Raw genomic sequence first — 25,849 nt, 5'->3', positions numbered from 1 at the left:
GACTCCCCCACGGCCGACCGATATTCCACGAGGAGAGCACGCCATGGCCAAGATCACCTACAAGCATCCGAACGGTACCGTCACCGTCGTCGACGTCCGGGCGCCCGGCACGGTCATGCGCGGTGCGAAGCTGAACAACGTCGACGGCATCGAGGCGCAGTGCGGCGGCTCCGCCCAGTGCGGCACGTGCCACGTGTACATCGACGAGGCGAACACGCTGCCGCTGCCCGCGATGGACTCCGTCGAGGACGACGTGCTGTACGGCACCGCCTGCGAGCGCAACGAGTTCAGCCGGCTGAGCTGCCAGCTGCCCATCTCCGAGGACCTCGACGGGCTGCTGGTGCACCTGCCCGAGGCGCAGAGCTGATGGCCGCGCACTCGGTGGTCGTCGCCGGGGCGGGCCAGGCGGGATTCGACACCGCGTGCGCCCTGCGCAGCCGCGGTTTCCAGGGCCGGATCACGCTCGTCGGTGACGAACCCCCGGCCCCCTGCCACCGGCCCCCGCTGTCGAAGGGCTATCTCGCGGGCTCGGTGACGGCCGACGAGGTCCTGCTGCGGCCGGCGTCGTTCTTCGCCGAGCAGGACATCGAGCTGATCACGGGCGACCGGGTCGCCTCGGTGGACCGGGACCGGCACACCGTGCTGCTGGACTCGGGTCTCCGCCTCCCGTACGGCTCGCTGGTCCTGGCGACGGGCTGCAGGCCGCGCACCCTGCCGGTGCCCGGGGCCTCGCTGACCGGGGTGCTCACGCTGCGCGGGCTGGCCGACGCGGAGGACCTGCGGCTGCGCCTCAGCGGGCCGCCGCGGCAACTCGTCGTGGTGGGCGCCGGGTTCATCGGCCTGGAGGTCGCGGCCACCGCGCGCGGGCTCGGCCACGAGGTGACGGTGGTGGAGGCGCAGCCCCGGGCCCTGGCCCGTGCGCTGACCCCCGTCATGTCGGACCGGCTCGTCGCGGAGCACCGTGCCCAGGGGGTCCGGCTGCTGCTGGGCCGTGAGGTGGCGGCGCTGCACGGCGACGGCGGGGGCGGGGTGCACGTCGTGGAGCTGGACGGCGGCGAGCGGATCGCCGCGGACCTGGTCGTGGTCGGCGTCGGGGTGCTGCCCAACACCGCGCCGGCGCTCTCGGCGGGGCTGCTCGTCGGTGACGGCATCGTCGTGGACGAACGGCTGCGGACCGAGGACCCGGACATCTACGCGCTCGGCGACTGTGCCCGCTTCCCCAGCCCGCACGCCGGCCGCCACATCCGGCTGGAGTCCGTGCAGAACGCCTCCGACCAGGCGCGGTGCGTCGCGGCGGCGATCTGCGGCGAGCCCTACGCGTACACCGCCGTCCCGTGGTTCTGGTCGGAGCAGTACGCGCTGCGGCTGCAGATCGCCGGGCTGACGGCGGGCCACGACACCACGGTGACCGTCGGCGACGTCGAGGACGGGCACTTCTCCGTCTTCTGCTTCCGGGACGGCCGGCTGACGGGCGTCGAGTCGGTGAACCGCCCCGCGGACCACGGCATCGCCCGGCGGCTGCTGACGGCCGGCACGGACCTGACGCCCGCGGCGGTGCGGCAACCGGGGTTCGACCTCAAGAAGCTGCCCCGCGCGGCCGCGAAGCCCGCCGCTGCCCGGCTGTCCGTAGCCGTCTGAGGCGCGCCACGAAGGGGCGTCCGGGACTTCTCGTCCCGGACGCCCCTTCGTCGTTCCTCCGGCTTCCCGGTGCTGCTCAGTCCTCCGGGCCGAGCAGGACTGCGTGGTGCTCGCGCGCGGCCGTGGCGTACCGGAGGGCCGCACGGCCGGTGGCGGAGGTGACGTCCCGCCGGAACCGCCGCGGGGCGTGCCCTTCGCCGAAGGGCGGGGTGACGGCCACTCGCAGGGTCTCGGCGGTGCGGGCGGCGTCGCGCTCGCCGCTTGCCGGCTCGCACGGGGCGAACAGCCCCGCGGCCGGCGTGCGGGCGTTCCCCCGGACGAGGTGGTGTGGGAAGCGCGGGGGACGGCCGGTCCGGCCGCGTCCGCGCCCGCTGGGTGTGGCGGCCGGAGCGTCCGGGACGCTGGGTGTGGCGGCCAGAGCGTCCAGGACGCTCCGGCCGGGGCTCACGCCCCGGACCCGCCGGCGACCGCCTGCGCGAAGCGCTCCAGGGTCTCGCCCGGGCTCGGTCCGTCCAGCGCCTTGAAGATCCGCTCGGCGCCGGGGCCGTGCCGGTCCAGTTCCACGTGGGCGAGCGACACCCGGGTGCGGCCCTCGCCGACGGACTCGAAGTCGACCTCGATCCGGCTGGCCCGGTCGTCCGTGGGGATCGACTGCCAGTTGGGGTCGACGCGCCAGGTCATGGCGACCCGGCGGCCGGGCACCCACTCCAGCACACGGCCCCAGGCGATCTGGGTGCCCTCCACGTCCCACTCGTAGTAGCGCCCGCCCACACCCGGCTCGAAGGCCAGGCCGGCCCGCTCCTTGCGGACCAGGACGTGGCTCGGCGGCCACCAGTCCACGGGACGCTCGGTGAAGACCTTGAAGCACTCGTCGGGCGTCGCCGCCACGGTGACCGACTTCCTGACGTCGGGCAGGGTCTGCGTCTGCTCGGGCACGGGGTCTCCTCGCTCCAGCCGGGCGTCCGCCCGGGTAGCCGCATCGAATACGCCCACGCTGACCGGCCGCACTAGGCCCCGTATCGAGTACCGCTCGACACCCCGGCCTGCGGCCCGGCTCCACCCGCGTACGAGATCCCCGCAAGGCGACGGGCCCACCGTCGGACCGATGGGTCCGGGATCCGCCGGCACGAACGATGGGGAGAGCACGATGACAGACGCAGGACGGCGAGTGGCCTTCGTCACCGGGGCGACCAGCGGGATCGGCCTGGCCGTGACCGAGCTGCTGGCGCGGCAGGGTGTCGCGGTGTTCGGTGTGGCACGTAGCGCGGAGAGCGTACGCACGGTGGTCAAGGAACTGCGCGAGCAGGGCCTCGAAGTGGCCGGCACGGTGTGCGACGTGACGTCCCTGGAGCAGATCCGGGAGGCCGTACGGGCCGCGGTGGCCGAGTACGGGCGCATCGACATCCTCGTCAACAACGCGGGCCGGGGCGGCGGCGGGGTGACGGCCGAGCTGGCGGACTCCCTCTGGGACGACGTCATCGAGACCAATCTGAACGGCACGTTCCGGGTGACCCGGGAGGTGCTGAGCACCGGTCTGATGCGGGAGGGCAGCTGGGGGCGGATCATCAACATCGCGTCCACCGGCGGCAAGCAGGGTGTCGAGCTGGCCGCGCCCTACTCGGCCTCCAAGCACGGTGTCATCGGCTTCACCAAGGCCGTGGGCAAGGAGCTCGCCCCGACCGGGATCACCGTGAACGCCGTCTGCCCGGGCTATGTCGAGACGCCGATGGCCCAGCGGGTACGGCAGGGTTACGCCGGCCACTACGGGGTGACCGAGCAGGAGATCCAGGACAAGTTCAACGCGAAGATCCCGCTGGGGCGTTACTCGACCCCCGAAGAGGTCGCGGGACTGGTCGGCTACCTCGCGTCCGACCCCGCCGGATCGATCACGGCGCAGGCGCTGAACGTCTGCGGCGGGCTCGGGAACTACTGATGACGACCGACACGCACGAGGTGCGCACGGCCGCTTCGGCTCCCGCGCGGACGGCCGGACCCGGTTCCCTGGTTCCGGTCGCCGACGGGGTGTACGCCTTCGTCCAGCCGGAGGGCGGCTGGTGCCTGAACAACGCGGGCCTGGTCGCCGGCGGGGGCCGGTCCGTCCTGGTGGACACCGCGGCGACCGAGTCCCGTACCCGGCGGCTGCGGGAGGAGGTGGCCCGGATCGTGCCCGACGGTCCGGACTACGTCGTCAACACGCACTTCCACGGCGACCACACCTTCGGCAACGGCCAGTTCGTCCCGCGCGCGGTGGTCGTGGCCCACGCGGGGACCCGGGCGGACACACGGGAGGCGGGCCTGGGGCTGCGCGGGCTGTGGCCGGACGTGGACTGGGGCGAGACCCCGCTGACCCTGCCCACCCTGACGTTCCGGGACGAACTCACGCTGCACGGCGATCGGTTGCGCACCGAGCTGCTCCACGTCGGCCCCGCCCACACGGCGAACGACGTGGTGGCCTGGGTGCCCGAGCGCGCGGTCCTGTTCACCGGCGACGTGGTCTGGTCGGGGGTGACCCCGTACATCCTGATGGGCTCGGTCACCGGTTCGCTGCGCGCCCTGGAGCGGATGCGGGCCCTGCGGCCCGAGGTGGTGGTCCCCGGGCACGGCCCGGTCGGCGGCCCCGAGCTCATCGACGCGACGGAGTCCTACCTCCACCTGCTCCAGGCGCTGGCTCAGGACGGCGTGCGCCGTGGCCTGAGCCCGCTGCGGGCGGCACGGGAGGCGGACCTCGGCGCCTTCGGGTCCCTGCTGGACTCCGAGCGCCTCGTCGGCAATCTGCACCGCGCCTACGCGGAACTCGAGGGTCTCGCCCCGGGCGCCCGCATCGATGTGGCGGCCTCCTTCAAGGAGATGGTCGCCTTCCACGGCGGGCTGCCGGCCTGTCATGCCTGACCGCGCACACCGCACATCCCGAAGGAGGGTTCGTCAATGGAGACGATGCTGCTGGACCGCGAGACGGTGGACCCGGAACCTGTGCCACCCGCACCGCTGACCGAGGTTCCGCGCTGGGTGCCCCTGCTGCTGGCCGGGGACCACGACGACGACGGGAGCGAACCGCACATCTGCCGGGGCATCGACTGACCGGCCGCCGGACACGGCATCCGGTACGTGGACGAGGGGCCCTGCGCGCAGGGCCCCTCGTCCACGTACCGGATACGACGTTCAGGAGGCGGGCGGTGCGACCGGGGTGTCGCGGTGGATGACCCGGGACCGGGTCAGCAGCCGGCCGTCGCGGCGCACCAGCACGTCGTCCACGGTGAACGTCGGCTGGAAGGCGACCTTTCCCTCGCGGTCGGTCTGCGTGACCAGCGTGTAGTACGAGACGCGCAGGGTGTCCTCGTCGGCCGTGTCGGGCTCGATGATCAGGTGCCCGAACCAGTGCCGTACGGCGATGTCCCGGTAGCGGGGCAGGTTGGCCCGCATCCCGGCGATCATCTCCTCCCGCCCGCTCTGCCGCTGGCCGCCCGCGTGCACGACCTCGCCGTCGTCCGTGAACGTGTCGGCGAACCCCTCGATGTCGAGGGCGTCGACCCGTCGCATCTGCTGGGCGTAGAAGGTCTGCACCTCGGCATAAAGGTCACCCGTGACCTGCTGACGGAGGGTCCCGACCGGCTGAGACATGGCAACTCCCTTCGGGACGGCCGCCCTCATGGCTGCGCCGTCACCACCAGCCTGCCGGGCGCGGCTGCAGCCCCACTGGAGAGGCGCTCGGTTCGGACACCGTCCCCGGCGGGCCGTCAGCCGAGCAGGCGGACGGGCTTCCCGTCGAGGTAGGCCCGGATGTCCTCGACGGCGTGCCCGTAGTACGTCGCGTAGTTGGCCTGCGACACGTAGCCCAGGTGCGGGGTGGCCAGCAGACGCGGTGCGGTCCGCATCGGGTGGTCCGCGGGCAGGGGTTCGATGTCGAACACATCGACGCCGGCACCCGCGATGGCCCCTGCGCCTAGCACGTCGAGCAGCGCGTCCTGGTCGACGACCGCCGCCCGCGAGGTGTTGATCAGATAGCTGCCCGGCCGCATCAGGCCGAGCTCCCCGGCCCCGAGCAGCCCCCGGGTGCGCTCGCTCAGCACCAGGTGGACGGAGACGAAGTCGCTGGTCGCCAGCAGTTCCTCCTTGGACGCGGCGAGACCCACCCCGGCTTCCGCGGCCCGCTCCGGGGTCAGGTTCGCGCTCCAGGCCACCACGTCCATGCCGAAGGCGAGCCCGACCCGGGCGACCTTGCCGCCGATCCTGCCGAGGCCGAGGAGGCCGAGCCGCCGCCCGGCCAGGTCGGCCCCGACGGTGGACTGCCAGGGGCCGCCGTCCCGCAGGGCGTTGGCCTCGGTCACGATCCCGCGCGCCAGGGCGAGCAGCAGCGCCCAGGTGAGCTCGACGGGCGGGGTGGACGTGCCGGCGGTACCGCAGACGGTGACCCCGTGCCGCTCGGCGGCGGCGTAGTCGATGACGGTGTTGCGCATGCCGGAGGCGATGAGCAGCCGCAGCCGGGGCAGCCGCTCGAAGAGCCGTGCCGGGAAGGGCACGCGTTCGCGGAGTGTGACGACGATGTCGAAGCCGGCGAGGGCCTCGGCCAGTTCGTCCTCGGTCGCGAAGTGCCGGGCGAAACTCACCACGTGGACGTCGTCGGCGACCGGCGACCAGTCGGCGGCGGTCGTCGCGACGGACTGGTGGTCGTCGAGCACGGCACAGCGAAGCGTCATCTTCTTCTCCCTCGGCGGCGGCACCGGAGAACCTACCGGTGCCGCCCCGGGCTCACGCGTCCGGCCAGGCCTCCCGGTTGCGTGCGACGTCGTAGACGCGTTCCACCTGGGTGGCGGTGAGCACACCGGTCAGCGGGGCGAGGGCGGACACCTGGCGTTCCCGGCAGACACGGACCCCGGGCGGGGTGGCCAGTACGTCGAGGGTGGTGACGCCGACGAACACCAGCACGGTCTGGACGGGCACGGCGAAGCCGCAGTGCGCCTCCAGCACGGCCTGGGCACGCCGGGACTCGGGGCGGTCCTCCAGTACGTACGGGTCCGGGGCGCCGTCGCCGATCTGCAGGGTCCCGTCGCCGAGCCGTACGGGCGTCTGCGGGTGGTGCTCGGTCCGCACGGCGAACACGCCACCGGGCCCGATGAGCAGATGGCCGATCTCCGAGCCGTCCGGTAGCGGCACGGAGTGCAGCACCCGCCAGCCGTGCCGGGTCAGACGCCTCAGCTCGGCTCCGACCCGCCGTTCCCCGGTCAGCGCGGTCCGGCGCGGATCGGCGTCCTTGTGCCGCCGCAGCGCCCCGGTGGCGGCGCGCACGAGCGCCCCGCGCCCGGACGCGTCGAGCTGCTCCCGGAGCGCGGCACCGGGCCGCCGGGTGGAGAGGTCGCTCGCGGGTGTGAGGGCGGGCAGCCCGGCCCGCCGGCCCGGCTGCGGCGCGGCGGGCACGCGCGTCCCTTCCGGTTCCGGGGCCTGCTCGGGCACCCGTTCCCGCTCCGGTGGGCGTGCCTGCTCAGGGACCCGTGTCCGGCCCGGGTCCGTGACGGGCTCCTGGCCGGGGTGCGGGGCACGCGCCCGGCCAGGGGCGGGATCAGGCTCCGGCTCCGGTAATTTCCGGCGCTGCCTGGGCCCCTGGACCCGCGGCCGGTCCGGCCCCGGGTCCGAAGCCGTGGGCGCATCGGGCACCGGGAGCGCGTCCGGTACCAGGAGCGCGTCGGGCTCCGGGGCCGCCACGCCCGTGTCCGCGCCGCGCTTCCGCATGCGCCGGAGCGGCGGGATCCGCGGGGCCGGCGGAGGGATGGGCGGGGTGGGCGGTCCGGGAGGGGCGACCTCGCCGAGGGCCGGGATGTCCGGGACCTGACGCGCGAGTGCGTCGGTGACCGCGTCGCGGTAGCGCGGGTGCAGGACCGTTATCGTGCCGCTGCCCAGGTCCGCCCATCCGATCGCGGTGCCGTCCGGCAGGTTCACATAGAGCCGGTCGTGCCCGAAGAGCTGCCATGACGTGACCTTCAGATCCTGCATCGTGCCCCCTCGTGTTCACCGCTCCGACGTCCTGCTCCCCCAGCCTGTACGGCGGTTCGACCACCGGACAGGGCGCAGAGCGGGCGCGCGGAGTCGAAGGCACGGCGTTCCGGAGCAGTCCGGGGCGGATGTGCCCCGGACCGCTCCGGTCGTCCCGGTCAGACCAGGGGGAGACCGGGCGCCGGATAGGCGTCCATCATCGTCCGCACTTCGTCCCGCACCTTGGAAACGGTGATCTCGTCACCTGTACGAGCGGCATCGACCACGAGATCGATCCACTGCGCGACCGCTCCCATCTCCGACACGGAGATGCCCCGGGACGTCAGGGCCGGCGTGCCGATGCGGATGCCGGACGGGTCGAACGGCTTGCGGGGGTCGTACGGGACGCTGTTGTGGTTGACGACGATCCCGGCCCGGTCCAGTGCCTTGGCCGCGACCTTGCCCGGCACGTCCTTCCCCGTGAGGTCGATCAGCAGCAGGTGGTTGTCCGTGCCGCCCGACACCAGGTCGAAGCCGCGCTCGGCCAGTTCCTCGCCCAGGGCGCGGGCGTTGGCGACGACCTGGTGGGCGTACCCGGCGAACTCCGGGCCCGACGCCTCCTTGAGCGCGACGGCGATGGCGGCCGTCGTCTGGTTGTGCGGGCCGCCCTGGAGACCGGGGAAGACGGCACGGTCGACGGCCCGCGCGTGCTCGGCACGGGACAGCAGCATCGCCCCGCGCGGCCCGCGCAGGGTCTTGTGGGTGGTGGTGGACACCACGTCGGCGTACGGCGCGGGCGACGGGTGCGCGCCCCCGGCGATCAGCCCGGCGATGTGGGCGACGTCGGCCACCAGTACCGCCCCCACCTCGTGGGCGATCTCGGCGAACCCGGCGAAGTCGATCGTCCGGGGCACTGCGGTACCGCCGCAGAAGATCACCTTGGGCTGCTCGGCTCGGGCCAGGTCCCGGACCTCGTCCAGATCGACGCGCCCGGTGTCACGGCGCACCCCGTAGCCCACGCCCCGGAACCACGTGCCGGTGGCGGAGACGCCCCAGCCGTGCGTCAGGTGGCCGCCCATCGGCAGCGACATCCCGAGGACGGCGTCGCCCGGCTTCAGGAACGCCAGGTACACGGCGAGGTTGGCCGGGGAGCCGGAGTACGGCTGCACATTGGCGTGCTCCATGCGGAACAGCGCCTTGGCCCGCTCGACGGCCAGCGTCTCCACCTGGTCGACGACCTGCTGGCCCTCGTAGTAGCGCTTGCCGGGGTAGCCCTCGGAGTACTTGTTCTGCAGGACGGTGCCGGACGCCTCCAGGACGGCGGCGGACACGTAGTTCTCACTGGGGATCAGGCGCAGGGTGTCCGCCTGGAGCCGCTCCTCGGCGCTCACCAGGGCGGCGAGTTCCGGATCGGCTGCGGTCAGGGCGGGTCGGCGGTTTTCGGACGGCTGTACGGCCACGGGTTCCTCCCGGGTCGGTCGCACTGCTGCGACGTGGACCCGGATGCCCAGGCGGACGGCCCTCCGGCGGTGACGCCCCGGGCAGGCCGGGGTGTGCCGCTCCCTCGTGGTCGTTTCCACGGAGCACCCTACCGGGTACGCGCCAGTCGCGGCACTTTGCACTCTACTGCGCGGCCGGGCACCGGCACCGGTCCGGCGCTCCGCGAATGTCCGGAACTCGCGCGTGAACGGGGTGGAAACGGGGCAGTTTCCCGGCAGTTGGCAGGGGGCGACGGTGGGGGGACCGTATGAACGCGCGCGATGAGTGGAGTGTGTCCGAGCCCGGATCCGGGTCGGGGCCGTGGCCCGGACCTCCGCACGACGGGGCGCCCCCGCCGCCGCCGCCCGCCCGGCCGCCGACGGTCGGTCCGCCCCCGCCGGGGGCCGCGCTTCGTGCCGTCGCCGCCGGCCTGCTCGGCCTCTCCGGGCTGGGGCTCGGCCACGTCCTGGTGCGCCGGTGGCGCAGAGCCGCGGTGAGCTGGGCCGCGACCGCTGTGCTGCTGTTCGTCGCGCTGCCCGCCGACCCGGACGGGGTGCCCGCCCTTCTCGTCGCCGGCTATCTCCTCGTGCTCGTCCTCGCCGCCGCGGACGCGGCCCGGATCGCGCTGCGTGCGGACTTCGGCCCGGCACCCCGGCCGGTCCTCGCCGCGGTGCTCGGCCTGGTGCTGCTGGCCGTTCCGGTGACCGGCACCGCGGTCCACGCCTCGGCGCGTGACGAGGCCGCCGAACAGGAGCTGCTCGGCAGACTGGCAGAAGGAGACGACCTGGTCGCGAAGGCGTCGAAGAGCCCGTTCGCCCTCTCCGCCCCGGACTACCGGTACGCGCTCACGCTCTACCGGGAACTGGGTGAGGACCATCCGGGATCGCGCGCCGCCGCGCTCGTACCCGCACGCCTCGACGCCTTCTACGACTCCGTCTCCTCGCCCTACGCCGAGAAGAAGCACTGCGAGGCCGTCGAGCCCCTGACCTATCTGCGGACGGTGCCCGACAGCGTGGACCGCGAGCTGCTGGGCGACCTCGCCGGCCGGCCCGACGCCCCGCTCGCGGAGTCGCTGTACGCCTGCGGTGTCTCCCGGCTGGACGGTACGGGCACGGAGTCCGGGAGCAAGGAGCTGAGCGCGCTGCTGCGTACGTTCCCCGAGTCCTCGCAGGCCGGGCAGGTGGGGCCGGCCGTCAGCGGGAAGATACGGGAGCGGGTGGCCGCCCTGAAGGGCGCGGAACCCTGCACCGTCACCGGGGATCTGCGCCGGATGAGCGCCCTGGTGACGGAGCTCCCCCAGACCTCGGTGCCATCCCTGGACAAGCAGGCCGACGCGGGGGTGCGTGACGGGGTGTTCGCGTGCGGTGTGGACGAGTTCGAGGACAGGAGTTTCCCCGAGGCCCGGAAGACGCTGACGGACTTCGCCGACACCTACAAGGAGGACCGGCGCAGGCAGCGCGCCCGTGACATCGCCGTGGCCGCCGAGATAGCCGAGGAACGGCCCTCGGCCGGCAAGCGGCTGCCCGGGAGCGGCAGGCCCGGCGGCGCCCGTATGGAACTCGTCATCAGCAACGACGCGCCGAACGACGTCGAGGTGCTCTACACGGGGCCGGTCACCGGCACGGTGACGCTGAAGGCCTGTGGGAGTTGTGAGCGGTACAGCGGCGAGGCCGCCGGTGCCTCACGCGCGTGCAGGGCGAACGGCACGTCGTACCCGAAGGCGCGGCTGCGGCTCCCGGCGGGCGAGTACCACTTCCTCTACAAGCACGGCACGGGAGCGACGTCGGACGTGGACAGCTATGCGTCCGGTTCCAGCGTCAAGCCCGGTTACTCGTACACGAGTTGCACCTACCTCATCGAGCGGGACAAGTACGGCCTGGACCTCCCGCCCCTGTCGGACCTGCTGAAGCCCACGTCGTTCCGGCCGTGAGGGCCGCGGTGGAACCGGTCAGCCGGACTCGCGGGGGCTCTTCTCCAGGATCTTCCCGTCGAGATCCGCCGTGAGGTACGCGCCGCCGTACGCGTCGGACACGTAGACGCGCAGGACGGGCCGGTCGTCGTGGAAGGGGGACGCCGGGTCGACGATCACGTACCGGCTCTCCGGGTCGGGGATGTTGAGGGTGGTCTCCGCGGCGGTCAGGAGTGACGGGAGCTTGTCCCAGTCGACCTTCGCCAGGTCGACGAGGGCGTCGCTCGACGTCAGTGTGCCGCCCGCCGCCTGGTCCGCGACACGGCCCTCGCGGTAGGTGAAGCGGTTGTACAGCTTGGCGTCGGTCTTCAGCGGCGCCTCCGCCGAGGCGTGCTCGTCGTACAGCGTGAAGTCGGTGACCCGGGTGCCGCCCGTCACCGACTTCAGGCTCTTGATCACCTCCCGTGCCCCGTCCGGGGTCAGGAGGTCCACCGTCCGGACCCGGGAGACCTCGGAAGGGGTTGCGTCCGGCTGCCCTGTGGTCCCGCGTTCGAGGGAGGGCGCGCTCGCGCCGGTCGTGGGCTCGTGGTCGCCGTCCCCGGACGACAGGGGGCCGTACGTCCACAGGAGGACGCCGGCGGTCAGGGTGGTGCCAAAGAGCGAGGAGGTGACGGCGATCGTACGGATCCGGCGCCGCAGCCGGTTCTGCCGGTCGTGTTCGTGTCCCGGAACGGTCGCGGAACGGGGACCGGCAACGGGTTCCCGCACGGCCCGGGGCGACGGGCCGGCCGGGGGGCGCGGGGCCAGCGGGGGGACCTCGTCGGCGGGGGCCCCGGAAGGGCGGGAGAGGCGGAGCGTGGCCGGTCCCCCGACGGGCGTGGGTGCGGGTCCGGCAGGCGCGGGAGCCTGGGCCCCGGTCGCGGCGGCGAGCATGCGGTCGAGCTCCGCGACGTCCGGCCGCGCGGTGATGTCCCTGGTGAGCAGGGCGTCCAGCACGGGCGTGAGCTTCCCGGCCCGTACCGGCCGCGGGACCTCCTCGTCCAGCACGGCGGCCAGGGTGGCGAGGGTGGTGGCCCGGCGCAGCGGGTGGTGCCCCTCCACGGCCACGTACAGCAGCATGCCGAGCGACCAGAGGTCCGACGACGGGTCGCCCTCGGTGCCGCGGATCCGCTCGGGGGCTATGTAGTCGGGTGACCCGATGAGCGCCCCGGTGAGGGTGAGGCTGGTGGACTCGCGGATCGCTGCGATGCCGAAATCGGTGAGGACGGGGCGTCCGTCGGGCCGGAGCAGCACGTTGGCCGGCTTGACGTCGCGGTGGTGGATGCCCGCGGCGTGGGCGGCCCGGAGGGCGAGAAGTATGCCGCGGCCCAGCTCCGCGGCCTCCGACGGCTCCATGGGGCCCGCCGCCAGGCGCTCCTGGAGGGAGGAGCCCTCCACGAGTTCCATGACGATCCAGGGGTAGCCGTCCTCGCCGGGGTCCACGATGTGGTGGATGGTGACCACGTTGGGGTGGTCGAGCCGGGCCAGCGCCCGGGCCTCCCGCAGTACCCGGGCCCGGAGCGTGCCGGCGGCCTCGGGGTCGTACTCGGCGAGGGCGGGGTCCGGAGGCCGTACCTCCTTGAGCGCGACATCCCGGTGGAGGGCGAGGTCGCGGGCACGCCAGACCATGCCCATGCCGCCGCTGCCGAGCCGCTCGATCAGCGTGAAGCGACTGTCAATCACCCGTCCCGAAGGGGCACTTGCACTCATGCGCCGTAGCGTACGGGCAGCCGGACGCGGCACGGAAACCTGCCCGGCCGTGGCGGGGTTCCGGCGCGGTGTGGGGGCGGACCCGGGGGCACGAGGGCCGGGGGCTCTGGGGCACGAGGGCACGAGGCCCTGGGGCCTGGGGCCATGGGGCCTGGGGCCTGCGGGCACGGGGCCTGGGGCCTGCGGGCACGGGGCCTGGGGCCATGGGGCCTGCGGGCACGGGGGCACGAATAAGGGCACGCCGCACGGCAGCAGCACGGCGGGCCTGCAGCACAGCGGTCCGGCAGCACGGCGGCACGACAGTCCGGCAGCACGGCGGCACGACAGTCCGGCAGCACGACAGCACGACAGTCCGGCAGTCCGGCAGCACAGCGGTCCGGCAGCACGGCGGTCCGGCAGCACGGCGGTCCGGCAGCACGGCGGTCCGGCGGCGGGATCAAGTGCTCGCGAGGAGGCCCATGACGGCGAGGCTGGTGATGGACTTGCCGCAGCCGGACTCGCCGACCAGGGGTTGAGGGAGGAGAGCGCGTCCTGGTAGACCATCGCGATCCCGGGGCCCATCAGGGCGCGGCGTTCCTTCGGGGGGAGCCCCTCCCAGACGTCGTCGGCTTCCTGCTTCCGGCTCCGGGTCCGACGCGCCCCGGCGCCAGGCCGGCCCCGTGACAGGCGCTCAGGCGCCGGTGGTCGCGGCACGGCGCAAATTCGCCGGCGTCGGGCGGGAAGTGCCCCCGCCTCAGGCCGAGGTTCGCTTCCGCGCGGCGGGGGCCGACTTCTTCGCAGCGGTCTTGGTCGCGGTCTTCGCCGTGCTCTTCGTCGTGGACTTCTTGGCCGCCGTCTTCTTCGCAGCCGACTTCCGCGGTGCGGTCTTCTTCGCAGCCGTCGTCTTCGACGCGGCCTTCTTCGCCGTCGGCTTCTCCGGTGCGGCCTTCGTGCCGGCCGCTTCCTTCTTCGGCGCCGCCCGCTTAGAGGGCGTTCGCTTCGAGGGCGTTCGCTTCGAGGGCGTTCGCTTCGAGGCCGCCCGCTTCCCGGGCGTTCGCTTCGCCCCCGCCCCCGCCTTCTTCGTACCCCCGCCCCTGCCGGACTCGATGGGGTGCACCTCCGCCATCCCGCCCCCGGCGCCCCCCTGGGACTCCTTCGCCGCCCGCACGCTGCTCTCCAACGCCGCCATGAGGTCGATGACCTGGCCTCCCCCCTCACCCTCGTCCTCCTCCGCCTCCACGCTCTCCCCCGCGGCCTTCGCCGTGACGAGTTCTTCGACCGCCTCGCGGTAGTCGTCGTGGAGCGTGTCCAGGTCGGCCTCGCCGAGGGTGTTCATCAGGGCGTCGGCCAGGTCGAGTTCGGCGTCTCGGATCTTCACGCCGGAGTCCGGGGCGACCCCTTCCGGGGCGCGGATCTCGTCCGGCCACAGCAGGCCGTGCATCGCGATGACGTCGTCGACCACCCGCAGCATGCCGAGCCGTTCCCGCCCGCGCAGCGCGTACTTGGCGACGGCGACCTTCTCGCTGCGCCTCAATGCCTCGCGCAGCAGGGCGTACGGCTTGGCGGCAGGGACCCCGTTGGCCGAAAGGTAGTAGGCCGAGTCCAGCTGGAGCGGGTCGATCGCGGAGGCGGGCACAAAGCCCTCGATCTCGATCGTCTTGGCCGTCGGCAGCGGGAGCGAGGCGAGATCCTCGTCCGTCACGGGGATGACCGTGCCGTCCGTGTCCTCGAACGCCTTGCCGGTCTCGGCGGTCGTGACCTCCTGCTCGTCGAGTTCGCAGACCTTGCGGTACCGGATCCGGCCACCGTCGGCGAGGTGGATCTGCCGGAAGGAGATCGAGTGGTTCTCGGTGGCGTTCATCAGCTTCACCGGGATGCTGACCAGCCCGAACGAGATGGCTCCGTTCCAGATGGACCTCACCGTTCACCCCTTACGCCCGCAAGGAACTCATACGTACGATTTCATGTGATTCTTATCGTATGACGCCGATCACAGAGGTGGAGGGGCGGCGCCTGGCGCTCAGCAACCTGGACAAGGTGCTGTACCCGGCGACCGGCACCACCAAGGGCGAGGTGCTGCACTACTACGCGGCCACGGCGGCGGACGTGATGCTCCCGCACCTGCGCGACCGGCCGCTGTCCTTCCTCCGGTACCCGGACGGCCCGGAGGGGCTGCGCTTCTTCACCAAGAATCCGCCGCCCGGTACACCCGACTGGGTGCGGACGGCCCCGGTGCCCCGCCATGACGAGCCGGAGGCCCGCCAGGTGCTCGTGCAGGACCTGCCCTCGCTGATGTGGGCGGCGAACCTGGTGGTGGAGTTCCACACGCATCAGTGGCGGCAGGACACGCCCGCGGTCGCGGACCGGCTGGTGTTCGACCTGGATCCCGGGCCGCCGGCGAGCATCGTGGAGTGCTGTGTGGTGGCCCGCTGGCTGCGTGAGCGGCTGGCCGCCGACGGGCTGTCCGCGTACGGGAAGACCTCCGGATCCAAGGGCCTGCACCTGCTCGTCCCGCTGGAGCCCAGCCCGTCCGAGGAGGTGACGGCGTACGCGAAGGCGCTGGCCGTCGAGGCCCACGGCGCGCTGCCGGACCTGGCCGTGTACCGGATGACACGGGCCCTGCGCCCCGGGAAGGTGTTCGTCGATTTCAGCCAGAACGCCGCGGCGAAGACGACCGCCGCCCCGTACACGCTGCGCGCGAAGGGCAGCCCGGCCGTCTCCGCGCCGGTCACCTGGGACGAGATCGAGGCCTGCGGGGCACCTTCGGAGCTGGTCTTCCTCGCCGGTGACATGCCGGACCGGATCGCCGGGCACGGGGATCTGCTCGGTCCGCTGAACGACCCCGGGCAGGCGCACCCGCTCCCCTCCGGCTGAATCGGACAGCGGAAACACAGCCGGCCCACAGCTGTGCTGCCACACACCAGGAAAGGCCACAAGTGGACGGTGGATTGTCCTGACCGTGGTGCACACTCTGCGCAGACGCTGCTTCATGAACACGGTATCGACCGGGTTCGGAGCAGAAGACGACACGGGGAGGGGATGGGCGTGTTCGCGGGGATCGACGAGGTCGACTGGGCCTCGATGGAGCATGCCTACGGGCCGGCCGACGATGTGCCGGGACTCCTGCATGGACTCGCCTCCGCCGACGCGGCGGAGCGCGAGAGCGCGCTCGACGGGATGTACGGCGCGGTGCACCACCAGGGCGACGTGTACGCGTGCACGCTCGCCTGCATCCCGTTCCTCTTCGAGCTGGTCGTGGACCCCGGTGTCCAGGACCGTGGCTCCGTCGTGGAGCTGCTGACCAGCATCGGCGGCATCGATCTGGACGAGGACGACCTGGACGAGGACGAGATCGAGGGCGCCGCGAACTACGCGATGGCGGCGGCCGCGGTCACCGCGGGCGCCGGGGTGTTCTTCGAGCTGATCGCCGACGAGGACCCGGGCGTACGGCTGGCGGCACCGCTGGCCCTCGCCACGCTGCACAGCCATCCGGTCAGGGTGCTGTCCCTGCTGCGGGAGCGTCTTCCGGTGGAGGCGGACGACGAGGTGCGGCTGGCACTCGTCGAGGCCGCGGGGCGGGTCGCGCTGCGTCACCGCCCGCTGGCCGGGCAGGCGGCGGACTGGCTGAGCCGGCTCGCCGCGGAGGCGTACGCGCCGGGGCTGCGGCTCGCGGCACTCGCGCAGCTGGCGCGGTGCGCCCCGGACGCCCTGCCCGGCGATGTCGTCCAGGTGGTGTCGGGGCTGCTGCGGGAGCTGCGCTCCGGGCCCGCCCGGCCGGATCCGCAGCCCGTGGAGGTGCCGGGCCCCGAGGCGCCGGTGGCGGAGCGGACCGCCGCGCCGGCCTTGGTGGGGCAGCTGCGGGCGCTGTCCGCAGAGGAGTCCGTGGGGCGCAGCACGCCCTGGGCCGCGGATCTGTTGCGGACGCTGCACGTCGGCCTGGACGACCGCGTGGAGGACCGTACGGCGCTGCTCACGGACCAGCTGCTCAGCCCCGATCCCTGGCAGCGCGTCGACGCCGTACGGATGAGTGGCGGGCTGATACGGGCCTGGCGCGGCTCGTACGAGGGGCTGGTGCGGCTGGTCGGTGTCCAGCTCGCGGATCCGGAGCAGCGGCTGGCGGAGGCCGCCTCGCACGTGCTGGAGGAGCTGTTCACCCTGGCCGCACCGGCCGCGGATGCCCTGGCCGACCGGGTGGCCGCCGATCCCGGTGGCTGGGTGCGGGAGTGGGCCAGCGGGCCGCCGGGGCTGGGTTCCTCGGTGAAGGCGCTGGCCAGGCTGGGCGACGCCCGGGTGCTGCCCGCGCTGGCGGCGGCGCTGGAGCGGCCCGAGGTGCCGCACGACGTGGGTTTCGCGATCGGGTATCTCGGCGGCACGGCCGTCCCGCTCGCCGGGGCGCTGCGGCGCAGGCTCGGCGAGGTCGGTCTGGACGAAGGCGCGTACGACCGGGCGAGTCCGCTGCTCGCCGGGCTGACGGCGCTGCGCGCGGGCGAGGCCGCACCGGAGGTGCTGCGGGTGCTGCGGGGGGCACCCGAGTACCGGGGCGAGTGGCTGCGGTCGGCGGCCCTGCGCGCGCTGGGGTCGTTCGGGCCTGCGGCCCGGTGCGCCGTGCCCGAGCTGCGGACACTGATCCGACGTCCGGGCACGGCCACGGCGACGGAGGCGGCCGAGGCCCTGTGGGCGATAGACGGGGACGCCGACGCGGTGCTGCCGGTGCTGATCGAGGGCCTGCGGACGGACCAGGTGCACGACTGCCGGGCGGCGGCGAGCGCGCTGGGCGGGCTCGGGGAGCGGGCGGCGGTGGCCGCGCCCCGGCTGCGCGCCCTGCTGGGGCACGACGAGCTGTGGCTCCGGGTGGACGCGGCGATCGCCCTGTGGGAGGTCACCGGCCGGACCGGCGGGACGGTTCCGGTGCTCCTCTCGGCCTGGGAGAAGAACCGCCACGTCAGGGTCCGCGTCGCGGAATGCCTGGTGCGGATGGGTACGGCCGGTGCGGGGACGGAGGCGGCACAGGTGCTGCGGGCCGAGCTCCTCTCCGTACGTCGCCACAACGCGATGGACGGCGGCTACGGCAGTCACGACACTTATGAGGACGAGAAACTGCTGGCTCTCTGCCGGCGGGCACTTCCTGACACCACGGGGAAAGGAAACACATCATGATCATCTTCGGTACGCGGGGCTACCTCCAGCAGCTGGCCATCCTCACGATGGTCTGCGGCTGGTGCGGCAATCCCGCCGCGCACACGCTGCGCAAGCGGGTCACGAAGTTCACGCTGTTCTTCGTCCCCCTGTTCCCCATCTCCACGAAGTACGCGACGCAGTGCACCTTCTGCGGCGGCGAACGGCAGATACCCCAGGAGCAGGCCGACCAGCTGCTCGCGCAGGCCCACGCGGGGCAGGACGGCAATCCGTACGGCACCGCACAGCAGCAGCCCGGCTACGCGCCCGGCGGCCAGAACCCGTACCAGGGCTGAGGGCGCATGCCACGAAGCTGACATAAGGGAAATAACACCCGCCTCTTGCTACGTTGCGGTGCATGACCGCAACGTCGGCGGAGGCACGCCCGCCCGAGCTACGCCTGCCCAAGCGGCGCGGGGTCGAGCTCTCGCTCCTGATCGGGGCCGTGCTCATCTCCGTCTACGGCTACGCCGCCGTCGGCCTCGCGAGGAACAACGCCGTCCCTCCCGATGTCGCCGGTTACGGCGCCGGTCTCGGCCTCCTGGCCCTGCTCGCCCATCTCGCGGTCCGTTTCCGCGCCCCCTACGCCGATCCGCTGCTGCTGCCCATCGCCGTCCTCCTCAACGGCCTGGGCCTTGTGCTGATCTACCGGCTCGACCTGGAGACGCCGAGGGACCGGGCGGCGACGACGCAGCTGATCTGGTCCACGCTCGGGGTCGCGTTCTTCATCGCCGTCGTCGTGCTGCTGCGCGACCACCGGGTGCTCCAGCGCTACGCGTACCTCTCGGTCGCGACGGCCCTGGTCCTGATGATCGTGCCGATCTTCTTCCCCGCCGTGAACGGGGCCAAGATCTGGATCCGGTTCGGCGGCCTCTCCTTCCAGCCGGGCGAGTTCGCCAAGATCCTGCTCGCCGTCTTCTTCGCCGCGTACCTGGCGGCGAACCGCAACGCGCTCGCGTACACCGGCCGCAAGATCTGGAAGCTCCAGTTCCCCACCGGCCGGGTGCTGGGCCCGATCGTCGCGATCTGGCTGATCAGCGTCGGCGTGCTCGTCCTCGAACGGGACCTCGGCACCTCGCTGCTCTTCTTCGGCCTCTTCGTCATCCTGCTCTACGTGGCCACCGGCCGGACCGGCTGGATCGCGGTCGGGCTGCTCCTCGCCGCCGCGGGCGCCTTCGTCGTCGGGTCGTTCGAGCCCCATGTGCACAGCCGGGTGGAGGACTGGCTGGACCCTTACGCCACGATCGACGCAGGCCAGGGGCCCAGCCAGCTCGCCCAGTCCCTCTTCGCGTTCGCGGCGGGCGGCATGCTCGGCACCGGACTGGGGCTCGGCCACTCCATCCTCATCGGCTTCGCGGCCAAGTCCGACTTCATCCTGGCGACCGCGGGCGAGGAGCTCGGCCTCGCCGGACTCACCGCGATCTTCCTGCTGTACGCCCTGCTGGTGGCCCGCGGCTACCGGGCGGGCCTGGCCCTGCGGGACCCCTTCGGGCGGCTGCTGGCGATCGGCCTCGCGTCGATCCTGGCCCTCCAGGTCTTCGTGATCGCGGGCGGGGTGATGGGGCTGATCCCGCTCACGGGCATGGCGATGCCCTTCCTGGCCCAGGGCGGCTCGTCCGTCGTCACCAACTGGATCATCGTGGCGCTGCTGATCCGGGTCAGTGACGTGGCCCGCACCCCGGCGCCGGAGCACGCGGAGACCGGCGTCCACACCCCGGCCGTCGAGGACGAACGGTGAAGACCCACCGCCCGGGAGGCGCCTCGTGATCCGCTACATCCGGCGGGCCGCCGCCTTCTGCCTGCTCCTCCTCGTGGCGCTGCTGGCGAACGCCGCCCGCGTCCAGCTCTTCGAGGCCGACGAGCTCAACAGCAACCCCGCCAACCGCCGCACCACGATCGACCGTTACGACCGGCCGCGCGGGAACATCCTGGTAGGCGGGGAGTCCGTGACCGGCTCGAAGGACACCGGCGAGCAGCTCGCCTACGAGCGCACCTACCGCCACGGCCCGCTGTACGCCCCCGTGACGGGCTACGCCTCGCAGACGTACGGCACCACGCTGCTGGAGAACGCCGAGGACGGCATCCTGTCCGGCACCGCCCCGGCCCTGGCCCCGCTCCCCCTGTGGGGCGACCTCACCCGCAGTCGGCAGCCCGGCGGAAATGTCGTCACGACCGTCGAGGACTCGATGCAGCGGGCCGCGTCCGAGGGCCTGGCCGGCCGGCGCGGTGCGGTCGCGGCACTCGACCCGGCCACCGGGAAGATCCTGGCGCTGGTCTCCTCCCCCTCGTACGACCCCGGCCTCCTCTCCGGAACCGGCTCCTCGGTCACCGACGCCTGGGCGCGGCTCAACCGCTCGGCCGGCAAGCCGATGCTCAACCGGGCCGTCCGGCAGACCTATCCGCCCGGTTCCGCCTTCAAGATCGTGACGGCCGCGGCGGCCCTGGACGCCCGGGTGGTGACCGATCCGGACGCGGCGACGGACACCCCGTCGCCGTACGTCCTGCCGGGCACCACGACGACGCTCCCCGACGAGGCACGCGGCTGCGGGAAGGCGTCGCTGGCGGAGGCGATCCGGGTCTCCTGCAACACGGTGATGGCGCACCTGGGGGTGGAGGTCGGGCTGGACGGGATGCTGGAGGCGGTGGGCAGGTTCGGCTTCAACGACGACGACCTGAAGATCCCCTCCGGGGTGGCACGCAGCAACTTCGACTCGGACATGAGCGACGACCAGCTGGCCCTGTCCTCGATCGGGCAGTTCGACACGACGGCGACCCCGCTCCAGATGGCGATGGTGGCCTCGGCCGTGGCGAACGGCGGTGAGCTCAACCGCCCCCACCTGGTGGAGCGGGTGACCACGCACGACGGGGACACGGTCCGGCAGCAGGGCACCGACTCGTACCACCGGGCGATGACCCCGGCGACGGCCATGCAGCTGCAGCGGATGATGGTGGACGTCGTGGAGAACGGCACGGGCACGAACGCGGCGATCGACGGTGTCACGGTCGGCGGCAAGACGGGCACCGCGCAGCACGGCGTCGACAACTCCGGTACGCCGTACGCCTGGTTCATCTCCTGGGCGCAGGATCCGGACTCGGGGCGGCCGGCGGTCGCGGTGGCCGTGGTCGTGGAGGACGCCTCGGCGAACCGGGCCGACATCAGCGGCGGAGGCAGCGCGGCGCCGATCGCGCGGGCCGTGATGGAGGCGGCGCTGGAGAGCCGGGACTGATCCGTGACTCCGGCGGCGCCCGGCGCCCGGAAGGGCCCAGACTGGTCCCATGACTTCAGCGGTGGCGGCGGCCCTGGCCCGGATCGACGAACTGGACCCGGCGCTGGGCGCGTTCACGGAGGTCTGGCACGAGGACGCGTCCGCCCGCGAGCGGGCCGCCCTGGACCTCCCGCTCGCCGGACTGCCGTTCGCGGTGAAGGGCCGCACGGGCCTGGGCTCGTACGCGGCCCGCCGCCTGGCCGCCGCGGGTGGCGTCCCGGTCGGCGCCACGTCCGTCCCCGGCCCCGGCACCCACTGGCAGACCTGGGGTCGGGGCGCGCACGGCCGTACGGTCAACCCCTGGCGGCCCGACCGCACTCCGGGAGGCTCGTCGGCCGGCTCGGCGGTGGCGGTCGCGGCGGGCATGGTCGAACTGGCGACGGGCAGCGACGGGGCGGGATCGGTGCGGATCCCGGCGGCCTGGTGCGGGGTGTTCGGCCTGAGGACGACGACGGGCCTGCTGCCCTCCCCGGACCGCACGGGTCTCGCCTCCCCGGGCGTGCTCGCGAGCTCGGCGGCACGGGCGGATACGTATCTGCGCCATGTACTGGACGGGTACGTGCCCCGGCCGGCCCGGCTCCCGGTCCCGGCGGCCTACAGCCCGGACCTGGGCTTCGCGTCCGTCGACCCGGACGTGGCCGAGGTGACACGGGCCGCAGTGGAGCGGCTGGCCGCCGCCGGGGTGATCCGTCTCGTCGGCGACCCCGTCACGCTGCTCGACCCGGCGGAGACATGGCTCGCGGTGCGCGGGGAGTCGCCGACCCCCGCCACCCGGGCGCTCCGCGCCGCCAACGACCGCGCCCTCGACGCCTTCTTCGCCCGTACGCCCCTGCTCCTCACCCCGGTCACGCCCAACACGCCGCACGGTCACGAGGGCCCGGGGGACGTCTACTCCACGGCCCTCACCTGGGCGTTCAACCTCAGCGGCCACCCCGCGGCGAGCGTGCCGGCCGGATTCACCCCGGACGGCTGCCCGGCCGGCCTGCAACTGGTCACCGACCGGGGGACGGACGCGGAGCTGCTGGGCGCGGTGGCGGCGGTGGAGCGCGTCCTGCCGCCGCCGCGCCTCAGCCGATCGGCTTGCGGATCTCCGAGCGGACCTTGGCGGTCTCCTCCGCGGTCTTCGCCAGGTCGAGCGACTTCGCGTCCTTGCTGAGATCGTCCGGCCGGAGCACGGCGACCATGCCGGCGGTGTTCCCGTCGCTCCACGCGCACATCGGCGAGTTGGTGGTCAGGCCGATCTCCTTGGACTGCACGACCTGGCACTCCACCGTGATGTCGTACCCCGCGGGCTTGAACTCCTTCGGGGGCACGGGGACCGTCGCGCCCTCCGCCTCGGCCGCCCCCTCCATCATCTTGCTCCGCATGAGCTCCGGGCTGGAGAGCCGCCCGTACATGCCGGAGAGCACGAGCATGCCGTTCTCCTGCGAGCCGTACTGGGCGACGACGGCCTTGCCGTCCCGGATGCTCGGGTCGGGGGTGTCCTCGATCTTCTTGCCCTCGGTGTCCGACATGTCCTTGTTGAGGGTGAACTCCCCGTCCAGCACGGCCTTCTCCACGACGAGCTTGTGGGTGGCCTCGGGGAACACGGCGTCCGCGCCCGCGTCGATCAGACTGTAGGCGCCGAAGCCGATGGCCAGGACGCCGACGAGCGCCCCGGCGACGATGCCGACGACGAGCCCGGTGCGCTTCTTCCGCGGCGGCTGCGGCTGCGGCGGCCACATGGCCTGCGTCCCCGGCTGCCCCCACGCGCCGGGCGGCCCCTGGGGCGGTTGCGCCGGGTAACCGTAGGCCGGCGTCTGCTGCGGGTGGCCGTACGCGGAGGGCTGCTGCGGGTAGGGGCCGGCGGGCGGCTGCGTCGGGTTGCCGTACGCGGGCGGTTGCTGCGGGTAGGGGCTGCCGGGAGGCTGCTGCTGCCCGTACGGGTTCTGCTGAGGCTGAGGGGACCCGTACGGGTCCTGGGGCGGCTGCGGCGGCATGGTCATGCGCTCACGTTACGTCACCGGAGTGAACGCATATTCGATGCGCCGGCTATTGATACGAGGTCGAAAGATACGCCCCGTCAGCCCAGCGGCTCCCGCCGCTGACGCCACTCGGCCGGCGCCCCGTCCACCCCGGTGACCGCTCCGACGACTCCTCCCGTGATCGCGCAGGTCGTGTCCACGTCGCCGAAGCCCTCCGCCGTCGCCCAGAGCGCCGCCTCCAGGTCACCGGGGTGCCGGGCGGCGGTCCACAGTGCGAAGGGCACCGTGTCGTCGGCCCGGATGCGCTGCCCGTTGCCCAGGAGGTCGGCCGCCTTCCACGGCTCCGTGGCGAACGGCACCTCCACGGCCCGCCGCAGCCCTTCCCGCACGAGCCCCCCGGGGGTTCGCCCGGCCACCGCGGCCAGCGTGAACTCGCCGCGCACGGACAGGGCCGCGGCGACCGCGACCGCCACCGCGCCCGCGATCCCCTCCGGATGTGCGTGGGTGACCTCCGCCGACAGCACGGCCTGCTCGGCGGCACGGTCGACGTCCTCGTGGAAGCGGGCTCCGAGGGGCGCGACGCGCATCGCGGCCCCGTTGCCCAGGCTGCCGCCCTCGAACAGTTCGGGGGCCAGGGTGCGCCAGTCGGCCGGTGCCGTCAGCAGCTCCGGCAGCAGCATGTGCATGCCGTGCCCGAACCCGCGGGCCCGGTCCGCGTCGAAGGCCAGGGCGAAGTACAGGGCCAGCCGGTCCTGGTCGACCTCCCCGCACTCGTCGAGGACCCGCTCCAGGGCGCGGGCGAGCGCCGTGTCGTCGGTCCAGTGCCAGACGGGCTCGTGCGGGGTCCGGCGCGCCCGGACCTCGTTGTACGCCTGCCGGGGCGGACGGAAGAGCGGGAACCACCGCTCGCCGAACGCGTCACCGAGGGCGAGCGCTTCGAGGCTGCGGCGGGCCGCCGCCGAATCGCCTTTGCCGGAAGGAGAGTTCATGGCTTCCATCCTCAGCCCTGGCGCCCGGTACGTACACCCGATATGAGTACGCGTGCTCACGATCCGCGTCCCCGGCCAGGGCAGGCTGGAGCCCGTCAGCCACACACCAGAGGGAGCCCGACCATGCGCACGGCCGACCGACTCCGCACCCCGTCCCGCACCACGCTCGGGCTCGCCCTGGCCGCCGCCACCGTCGCCCTGCTCACCGGCGCCTGCTCCATACAGGACGCGACGTGCGGAGGCGGCGAATACCCGGTCCTGGTCGTGGGCAGCGCCGGAAGCGCGTGCGTGCCCGACGACGAGGAGCCGCCCAAGGGGTACGCCCGCTACCCGGAGGGCAAGGTTCCCGAGCACGTGGGCGACAAGTGGGACACCTACTGGACGACCCGGACAATCGACGAGAACGGCAGAACCGTCGACCTCCCCGACGAGAACTAGCCGGAACCACCCGCCGCGCGCGGCGGGCGGCCGCGGGTCAGCCTGCCGCGCCGCCCTCCGCGATCGCGTCCGCGACCTCCGTCACCCGCGCCTGCTCCTCCACCGCGAACCGGTCCCGGTCCAGCTGTTCGGCCAGCTCCTCGTCCTGGGCCATCAGCAGGTCCAGGCTGGAGTCGCCGAGTTCCAGTACGCCCATGTCGACGTACGCCTTCTGCAGGCGCTCGCCCCACAGGCCGATATCCTTGACGCACGGGACGATGCGGCTGAACAGCAGCTTGCGGAACAGCTGCAGGAACTCCGAGTGCTCGGAGAGCTCCTTGGCCTCCTGCTTGCCGATGCCGAAGTTCTCCAGCACCTCGACGCCGCTGAGCCGGTCGCGCATCAGGTAGCAGCCCTCGATCACGAACTCCTCGCGTTCGCGCAGTTCCGCCTCACTGAGCTGCTTGTAGTAGTCGCGCAGCGCCATCCGGCCGAAGGCCACGTGCCGGGCCTCGTCCTGCATGACGTACGTGAGGATCTGCTTCGGCAGCGGCTTGGTCGTCGTGTCGCGGATCATGCCGAACGCGGCGAGCGCCAGACCCTCGACGAGGACCTGCATGCCGAGGTAGGGCATGTCCCAGCGGGAGTCGCGCAGGGTGTCGCCGAGCAGGCCCTGGAGGTTGTCGTTGATCGGGTACAGCATCCCGATCTTCTCGTGCAGGAAGCGTCCGTAGACCTCCGCGTGCCGGGCCTCGTCCATCGTCTGCGTCGCGGAGTAGAACTTCGCGTCCAGGTCGGGCACGGACTCCACGATCCGGGCCGCGCAGACCATCGCGCCCTGTTCGCCGTGCAGGAACTGGCTGAACTGCCAGGAGGTGTAGTGCTTGCGCAGTTCGCCCCGGTCCCGCTCGGTCATCTTCGCCCAGTGCCGGGTGCCGTGGAGCGTGAGGGCCTCGTCCGGGGTGCCCAGCGGGTCGGTGGGGTCGACCTCCAGGCTCCAGTCGATGCGCTTGCTGCCGTCCCACTGTTTGTCCTTGCCCTTCCGGTAGAGGGCGAGGAGGCGTTCACGGCCGTCGTCGTAGTCCCAGCTGAACCGGGCCGCACCGGCGGCGGGAACCTGCCACGTCGGGGCTCCGGGGGCGGTGATGTAGAGGTCGTGTGTCGACACGGACAGCTCCTTCGCCTGGCGAGGATCGTATGTTCCGTGGTGCTGACTTCAGTTGGCAGGTTCACACGTTGGTAGACGCGCAGTCAACAAGTCGCGCACAGGGGATTGACGGCCTTGCTGACAGGCAGTCTCATAAAGCATGACCGCCGGTA

Annotated in this window: 24 protein-coding genes and 1 riboswitch; of the genes, 13 read left to right on the top strand and 11 right to left on the bottom strand. The window is 72.9% G+C overall.

The annotated features are described in order from the left end of the window. Window positions 1-43 precede the first annotated feature (43 nt). Together OG524_RS25020 and OG524_RS25015 are read left to right on the top strand one after the other, a co-directional pair. A complete protein-coding gene (locus tag OG524_RS25020; RefSeq protein WP_384500005.1) occupies window positions 44-367 on the top strand; it encodes a 2Fe-2S iron-sulfur cluster-binding protein in 324 nt (107 codons plus the stop codon). Next, window positions 367-1,638, top strand: coding sequence for an NAD(P)/FAD-dependent oxidoreductase (locus OG524_RS25015; RefSeq protein ID WP_405388620.1), 1,272 nt, complete (start codon window positions 367-369; stop codon window positions 1,636-1,638). Before OG524_RS25020 ends, OG524_RS25015 begins: the two co-directional genes overlap by 1 nt. Before the next feature lie 76 nt (window positions 1,639-1,714). Here OG524_RS25015 and OG524_RS25010 read toward each other — a convergent pair whose 3' ends face one another. Together OG524_RS25010 and OG524_RS25005 are read right to left on the bottom strand one after the other, a co-directional pair. Then, on the bottom strand, window positions 1,715-2,086 hold the full coding sequence (locus tag OG524_RS25010; RefSeq protein WP_405811702.1) for a hypothetical protein: 372 nt from the start codon (window positions 2,084-2,086) through the stop codon (window positions 1,715-1,717). Continuing rightward, window positions 2,083-2,574 carry an SRPBCC domain-containing protein gene (locus tag OG524_RS25005; protein WP_405811701.1) on the bottom strand — a complete coding sequence of 164 codons (492 nt, stop codon included), beginning with the start codon at window positions 2,572-2,574 and terminating at the stop codon, window positions 2,083-2,085. The genes OG524_RS25010 and OG524_RS25005 overlap by 4 nt, the downstream gene beginning before the upstream one ends. A 211-nt stretch (window positions 2,575-2,785) precedes the next feature. On the opposite strand from OG524_RS25005, the gene OG524_RS25000 reads away from it, so the two are divergent. From OG524_RS25000 to OG524_RS24990, 3 genes are read left to right on the top strand one after another with little or no spacing between them, the layout of a single operon-like run. Further along, complete coding sequence (locus OG524_RS25000; RefSeq protein ID WP_405388623.1) at window positions 2,786-3,571, top strand: SDR family NAD(P)-dependent oxidoreductase; 786 nt, start codon at window positions 2,786-2,788, stop codon at window positions 3,569-3,571. Then, window positions 3,571-4,527 carry an MBL fold metallo-hydrolase gene (locus tag OG524_RS24995; protein ID WP_405388624.1) on the top strand — a complete coding sequence of 319 codons (957 nt, stop codon included), beginning with the start codon at window positions 3,571-3,573 and terminating at the stop codon, window positions 4,525-4,527. The genes OG524_RS25000 and OG524_RS24995 overlap by 1 nt, the downstream gene beginning before the upstream one ends. A gap of 36 nt (window positions 4,528-4,563) precedes the next feature. Further along, the gene (locus OG524_RS24990) at window positions 4,564-4,716 is read left to right on the top strand and encodes a hypothetical protein (RefSeq protein WP_405388625.1); all 153 of its coding nucleotides are present in this window, start codon (window positions 4,564-4,566) and stop codon (window positions 4,714-4,716) included. Between the two features lie 81 nt (window positions 4,717-4,797). Here the strand turns inward: OG524_RS24990 and OG524_RS24985 are convergent, their stop codons facing one another. From OG524_RS24985 to glyA, 4 genes are all read right to left on the bottom strand, one after another. After that, window positions 4,798-5,256, bottom strand: a complete 459-nt coding sequence (locus OG524_RS24985; protein ID WP_384501615.1) for a nuclear transport factor 2 family protein — start codon at window positions 5,254-5,256, stop codon at window positions 4,798-4,800. A gap of 116 nt (window positions 5,257-5,372) precedes the next feature. After that, window positions 5,373-6,332 carry a D-2-hydroxyacid dehydrogenase family protein gene (locus OG524_RS24980; RefSeq protein WP_405388626.1) on the bottom strand — a complete coding sequence of 320 codons (960 nt, stop codon included), beginning with the start codon at window positions 6,330-6,332 and terminating at the stop codon, window positions 5,373-5,375. Between the two features lie 52 nt (window positions 6,333-6,384). Then, window positions 6,385-7,623 carry an NERD domain-containing protein gene (locus OG524_RS24975; RefSeq protein WP_405811700.1) on the bottom strand — a complete coding sequence of 413 codons (1,239 nt, stop codon included), beginning with the start codon at window positions 7,621-7,623 and terminating at the stop codon, window positions 6,385-6,387. 158 nt (window positions 7,624-7,781) lie between these two features. Further along, window positions 7,782-9,062, bottom strand: a complete 1,281-nt coding sequence (gene glyA, locus OG524_RS24970) for a serine hydroxymethyltransferase (RefSeq protein ID WP_405811699.1) — start codon at window positions 9,060-9,062, stop codon at window positions 7,782-7,784. A gap of 38 nt (window positions 9,063-9,100) precedes the next feature. Continuing rightward, a riboswitch (ZMP/ZTP riboswitch) is annotated at window positions 9,101-9,222 on the bottom strand. A 151-nt stretch (window positions 9,223-9,373) separates the two neighbouring features. On the opposite strand from glyA, the gene OG524_RS24965 reads away from it, so the two are divergent. Next, the gene (locus OG524_RS24965; RefSeq protein ID WP_405388629.1) at window positions 9,374-11,011 is read left to right on the top strand and encodes a hypothetical protein; all 1,638 of its coding nucleotides are present in this window, start codon (window positions 9,374-9,376) and stop codon (window positions 11,009-11,011) included. A gap of 18 nt (window positions 11,012-11,029) precedes the next feature. Here the strand turns inward: OG524_RS24965 and OG524_RS24960 are convergent, their stop codons facing one another. Next, complete coding sequence (locus tag OG524_RS24960; protein WP_405812499.1) at window positions 11,030-12,739, bottom strand: serine/threonine-protein kinase; 1,710 nt, start codon at window positions 12,737-12,739, stop codon at window positions 11,030-11,032. Between the two features lie 733 nt (window positions 12,740-13,472). Then, entirely contained in the window at window positions 13,473-14,639 is a 1,167-nt protein-coding gene (locus OG524_RS24955; RefSeq protein WP_405811698.1) for a Ku protein, read from the bottom strand. Window positions 14,640-14,698: 59 nt separating this feature from the next. Here OG524_RS24955 and ligD point away from each other — a divergent pair, with 59 nt between their 5' ends. The 6 genes from ligD to OG524_RS24925 all read left to right on the top strand — a co-directional run bounded on the left by ligD (window position 14,699) and on the right by OG524_RS24925 (window position 22,315). Then, entirely contained in the window at window positions 14,699-15,592 is an 894-nt protein-coding gene (gene ligD, locus OG524_RS24950; protein WP_405388631.1) for a non-homologous end-joining DNA ligase, read from the top strand. A gap of 171 nt (window positions 15,593-15,763) precedes the next feature. Next, window positions 15,764-17,875, top strand: coding sequence for a HEAT repeat domain-containing protein (locus tag OG524_RS24945; protein WP_405812498.1), 2,112 nt, complete (start codon window positions 15,764-15,766; stop codon window positions 17,873-17,875). Further along, window positions 17,872-18,189, top strand: coding sequence for a zinc-ribbon domain-containing protein (locus OG524_RS24940; RefSeq protein WP_405388632.1), 318 nt, complete (start codon window positions 17,872-17,874; stop codon window positions 18,187-18,189). Before OG524_RS24945 ends, OG524_RS24940 begins: the two co-directional genes overlap by 4 nt. Before the next feature lie 62 nt (window positions 18,190-18,251). Further along, window positions 18,252-19,631: an FtsW/RodA/SpoVE family cell cycle protein gene (locus tag OG524_RS24935; protein WP_405388633.1), complete on the top strand. Its 1,380-nt coding sequence runs from the start codon at window positions 18,252-18,254 to the stop codon at window positions 19,629-19,631. A gap of 25 nt (window positions 19,632-19,656) precedes the next feature. Further along, on the top strand, window positions 19,657-21,120 hold the full coding sequence (locus tag OG524_RS24930; RefSeq protein ID WP_405388634.1) for a peptidoglycan D,D-transpeptidase FtsI family protein: 1,464 nt from the start codon (window positions 19,657-19,659) through the stop codon (window positions 21,118-21,120). Window positions 21,121-21,169: 49 nt separating this feature from the next. After that, window positions 21,170-22,315 (top strand): amidase family protein, encoded by a 1,146-nt coding sequence (locus tag OG524_RS24925; protein ID WP_405388635.1) that lies wholly within the window; start codon window positions 21,170-21,172, stop codon window positions 22,313-22,315. On the opposite strand, the gene OG524_RS24920 is transcribed toward OG524_RS24925, so the two are convergent. Then, on the bottom strand, window positions 22,227-23,144 hold the full coding sequence (locus tag OG524_RS24920; protein WP_405811697.1) for a hypothetical protein: 918 nt from the start codon (window positions 23,142-23,144) through the stop codon (window positions 22,227-22,229). The two genes, OG524_RS24925 and OG524_RS24920, sit on opposite strands and share 89 nt — an antisense overlap. A gap of 77 nt (window positions 23,145-23,221) precedes the next feature. Further along, window positions 23,222-24,112, bottom strand: a complete 891-nt coding sequence (locus tag OG524_RS24915) for an ADP-ribosylglycohydrolase family protein (RefSeq protein WP_405811696.1) — start codon at window positions 24,110-24,112, stop codon at window positions 23,222-23,224. Between the two features lie 123 nt (window positions 24,113-24,235). Here OG524_RS24915 and OG524_RS24910 point away from each other — a divergent pair, with 123 nt between their 5' ends. After that, complete coding sequence (locus OG524_RS24910; protein WP_405811695.1) at window positions 24,236-24,550, top strand: SCO0607 family lipoprotein; 315 nt, start codon at window positions 24,236-24,238, stop codon at window positions 24,548-24,550. 37 nt (window positions 24,551-24,587) lie between these two features. On the opposite strand, the gene OG524_RS24905 is transcribed toward OG524_RS24910, so the two are convergent. Then, window positions 24,588-25,697: a ferritin-like domain-containing protein gene (locus tag OG524_RS24905; protein ID WP_405388639.1), complete on the bottom strand. Its 1,110-nt coding sequence runs from the start codon at window positions 25,695-25,697 to the stop codon at window positions 24,588-24,590. Window positions 25,698-25,849 lie beyond the last annotated feature (152 nt).

Origin of the sequence: Streptomyces sp. NBC_01520, from assembly GCF_045040375.1 — a bacterium.
Taxonomy (GTDB): domain Bacteria; phylum Actinomycetota; class Actinomycetes; order Streptomycetales; family Streptomycetaceae; genus Streptomyces.
This window is presented reverse-complemented; position numbering and strand designations above follow the sequence as displayed.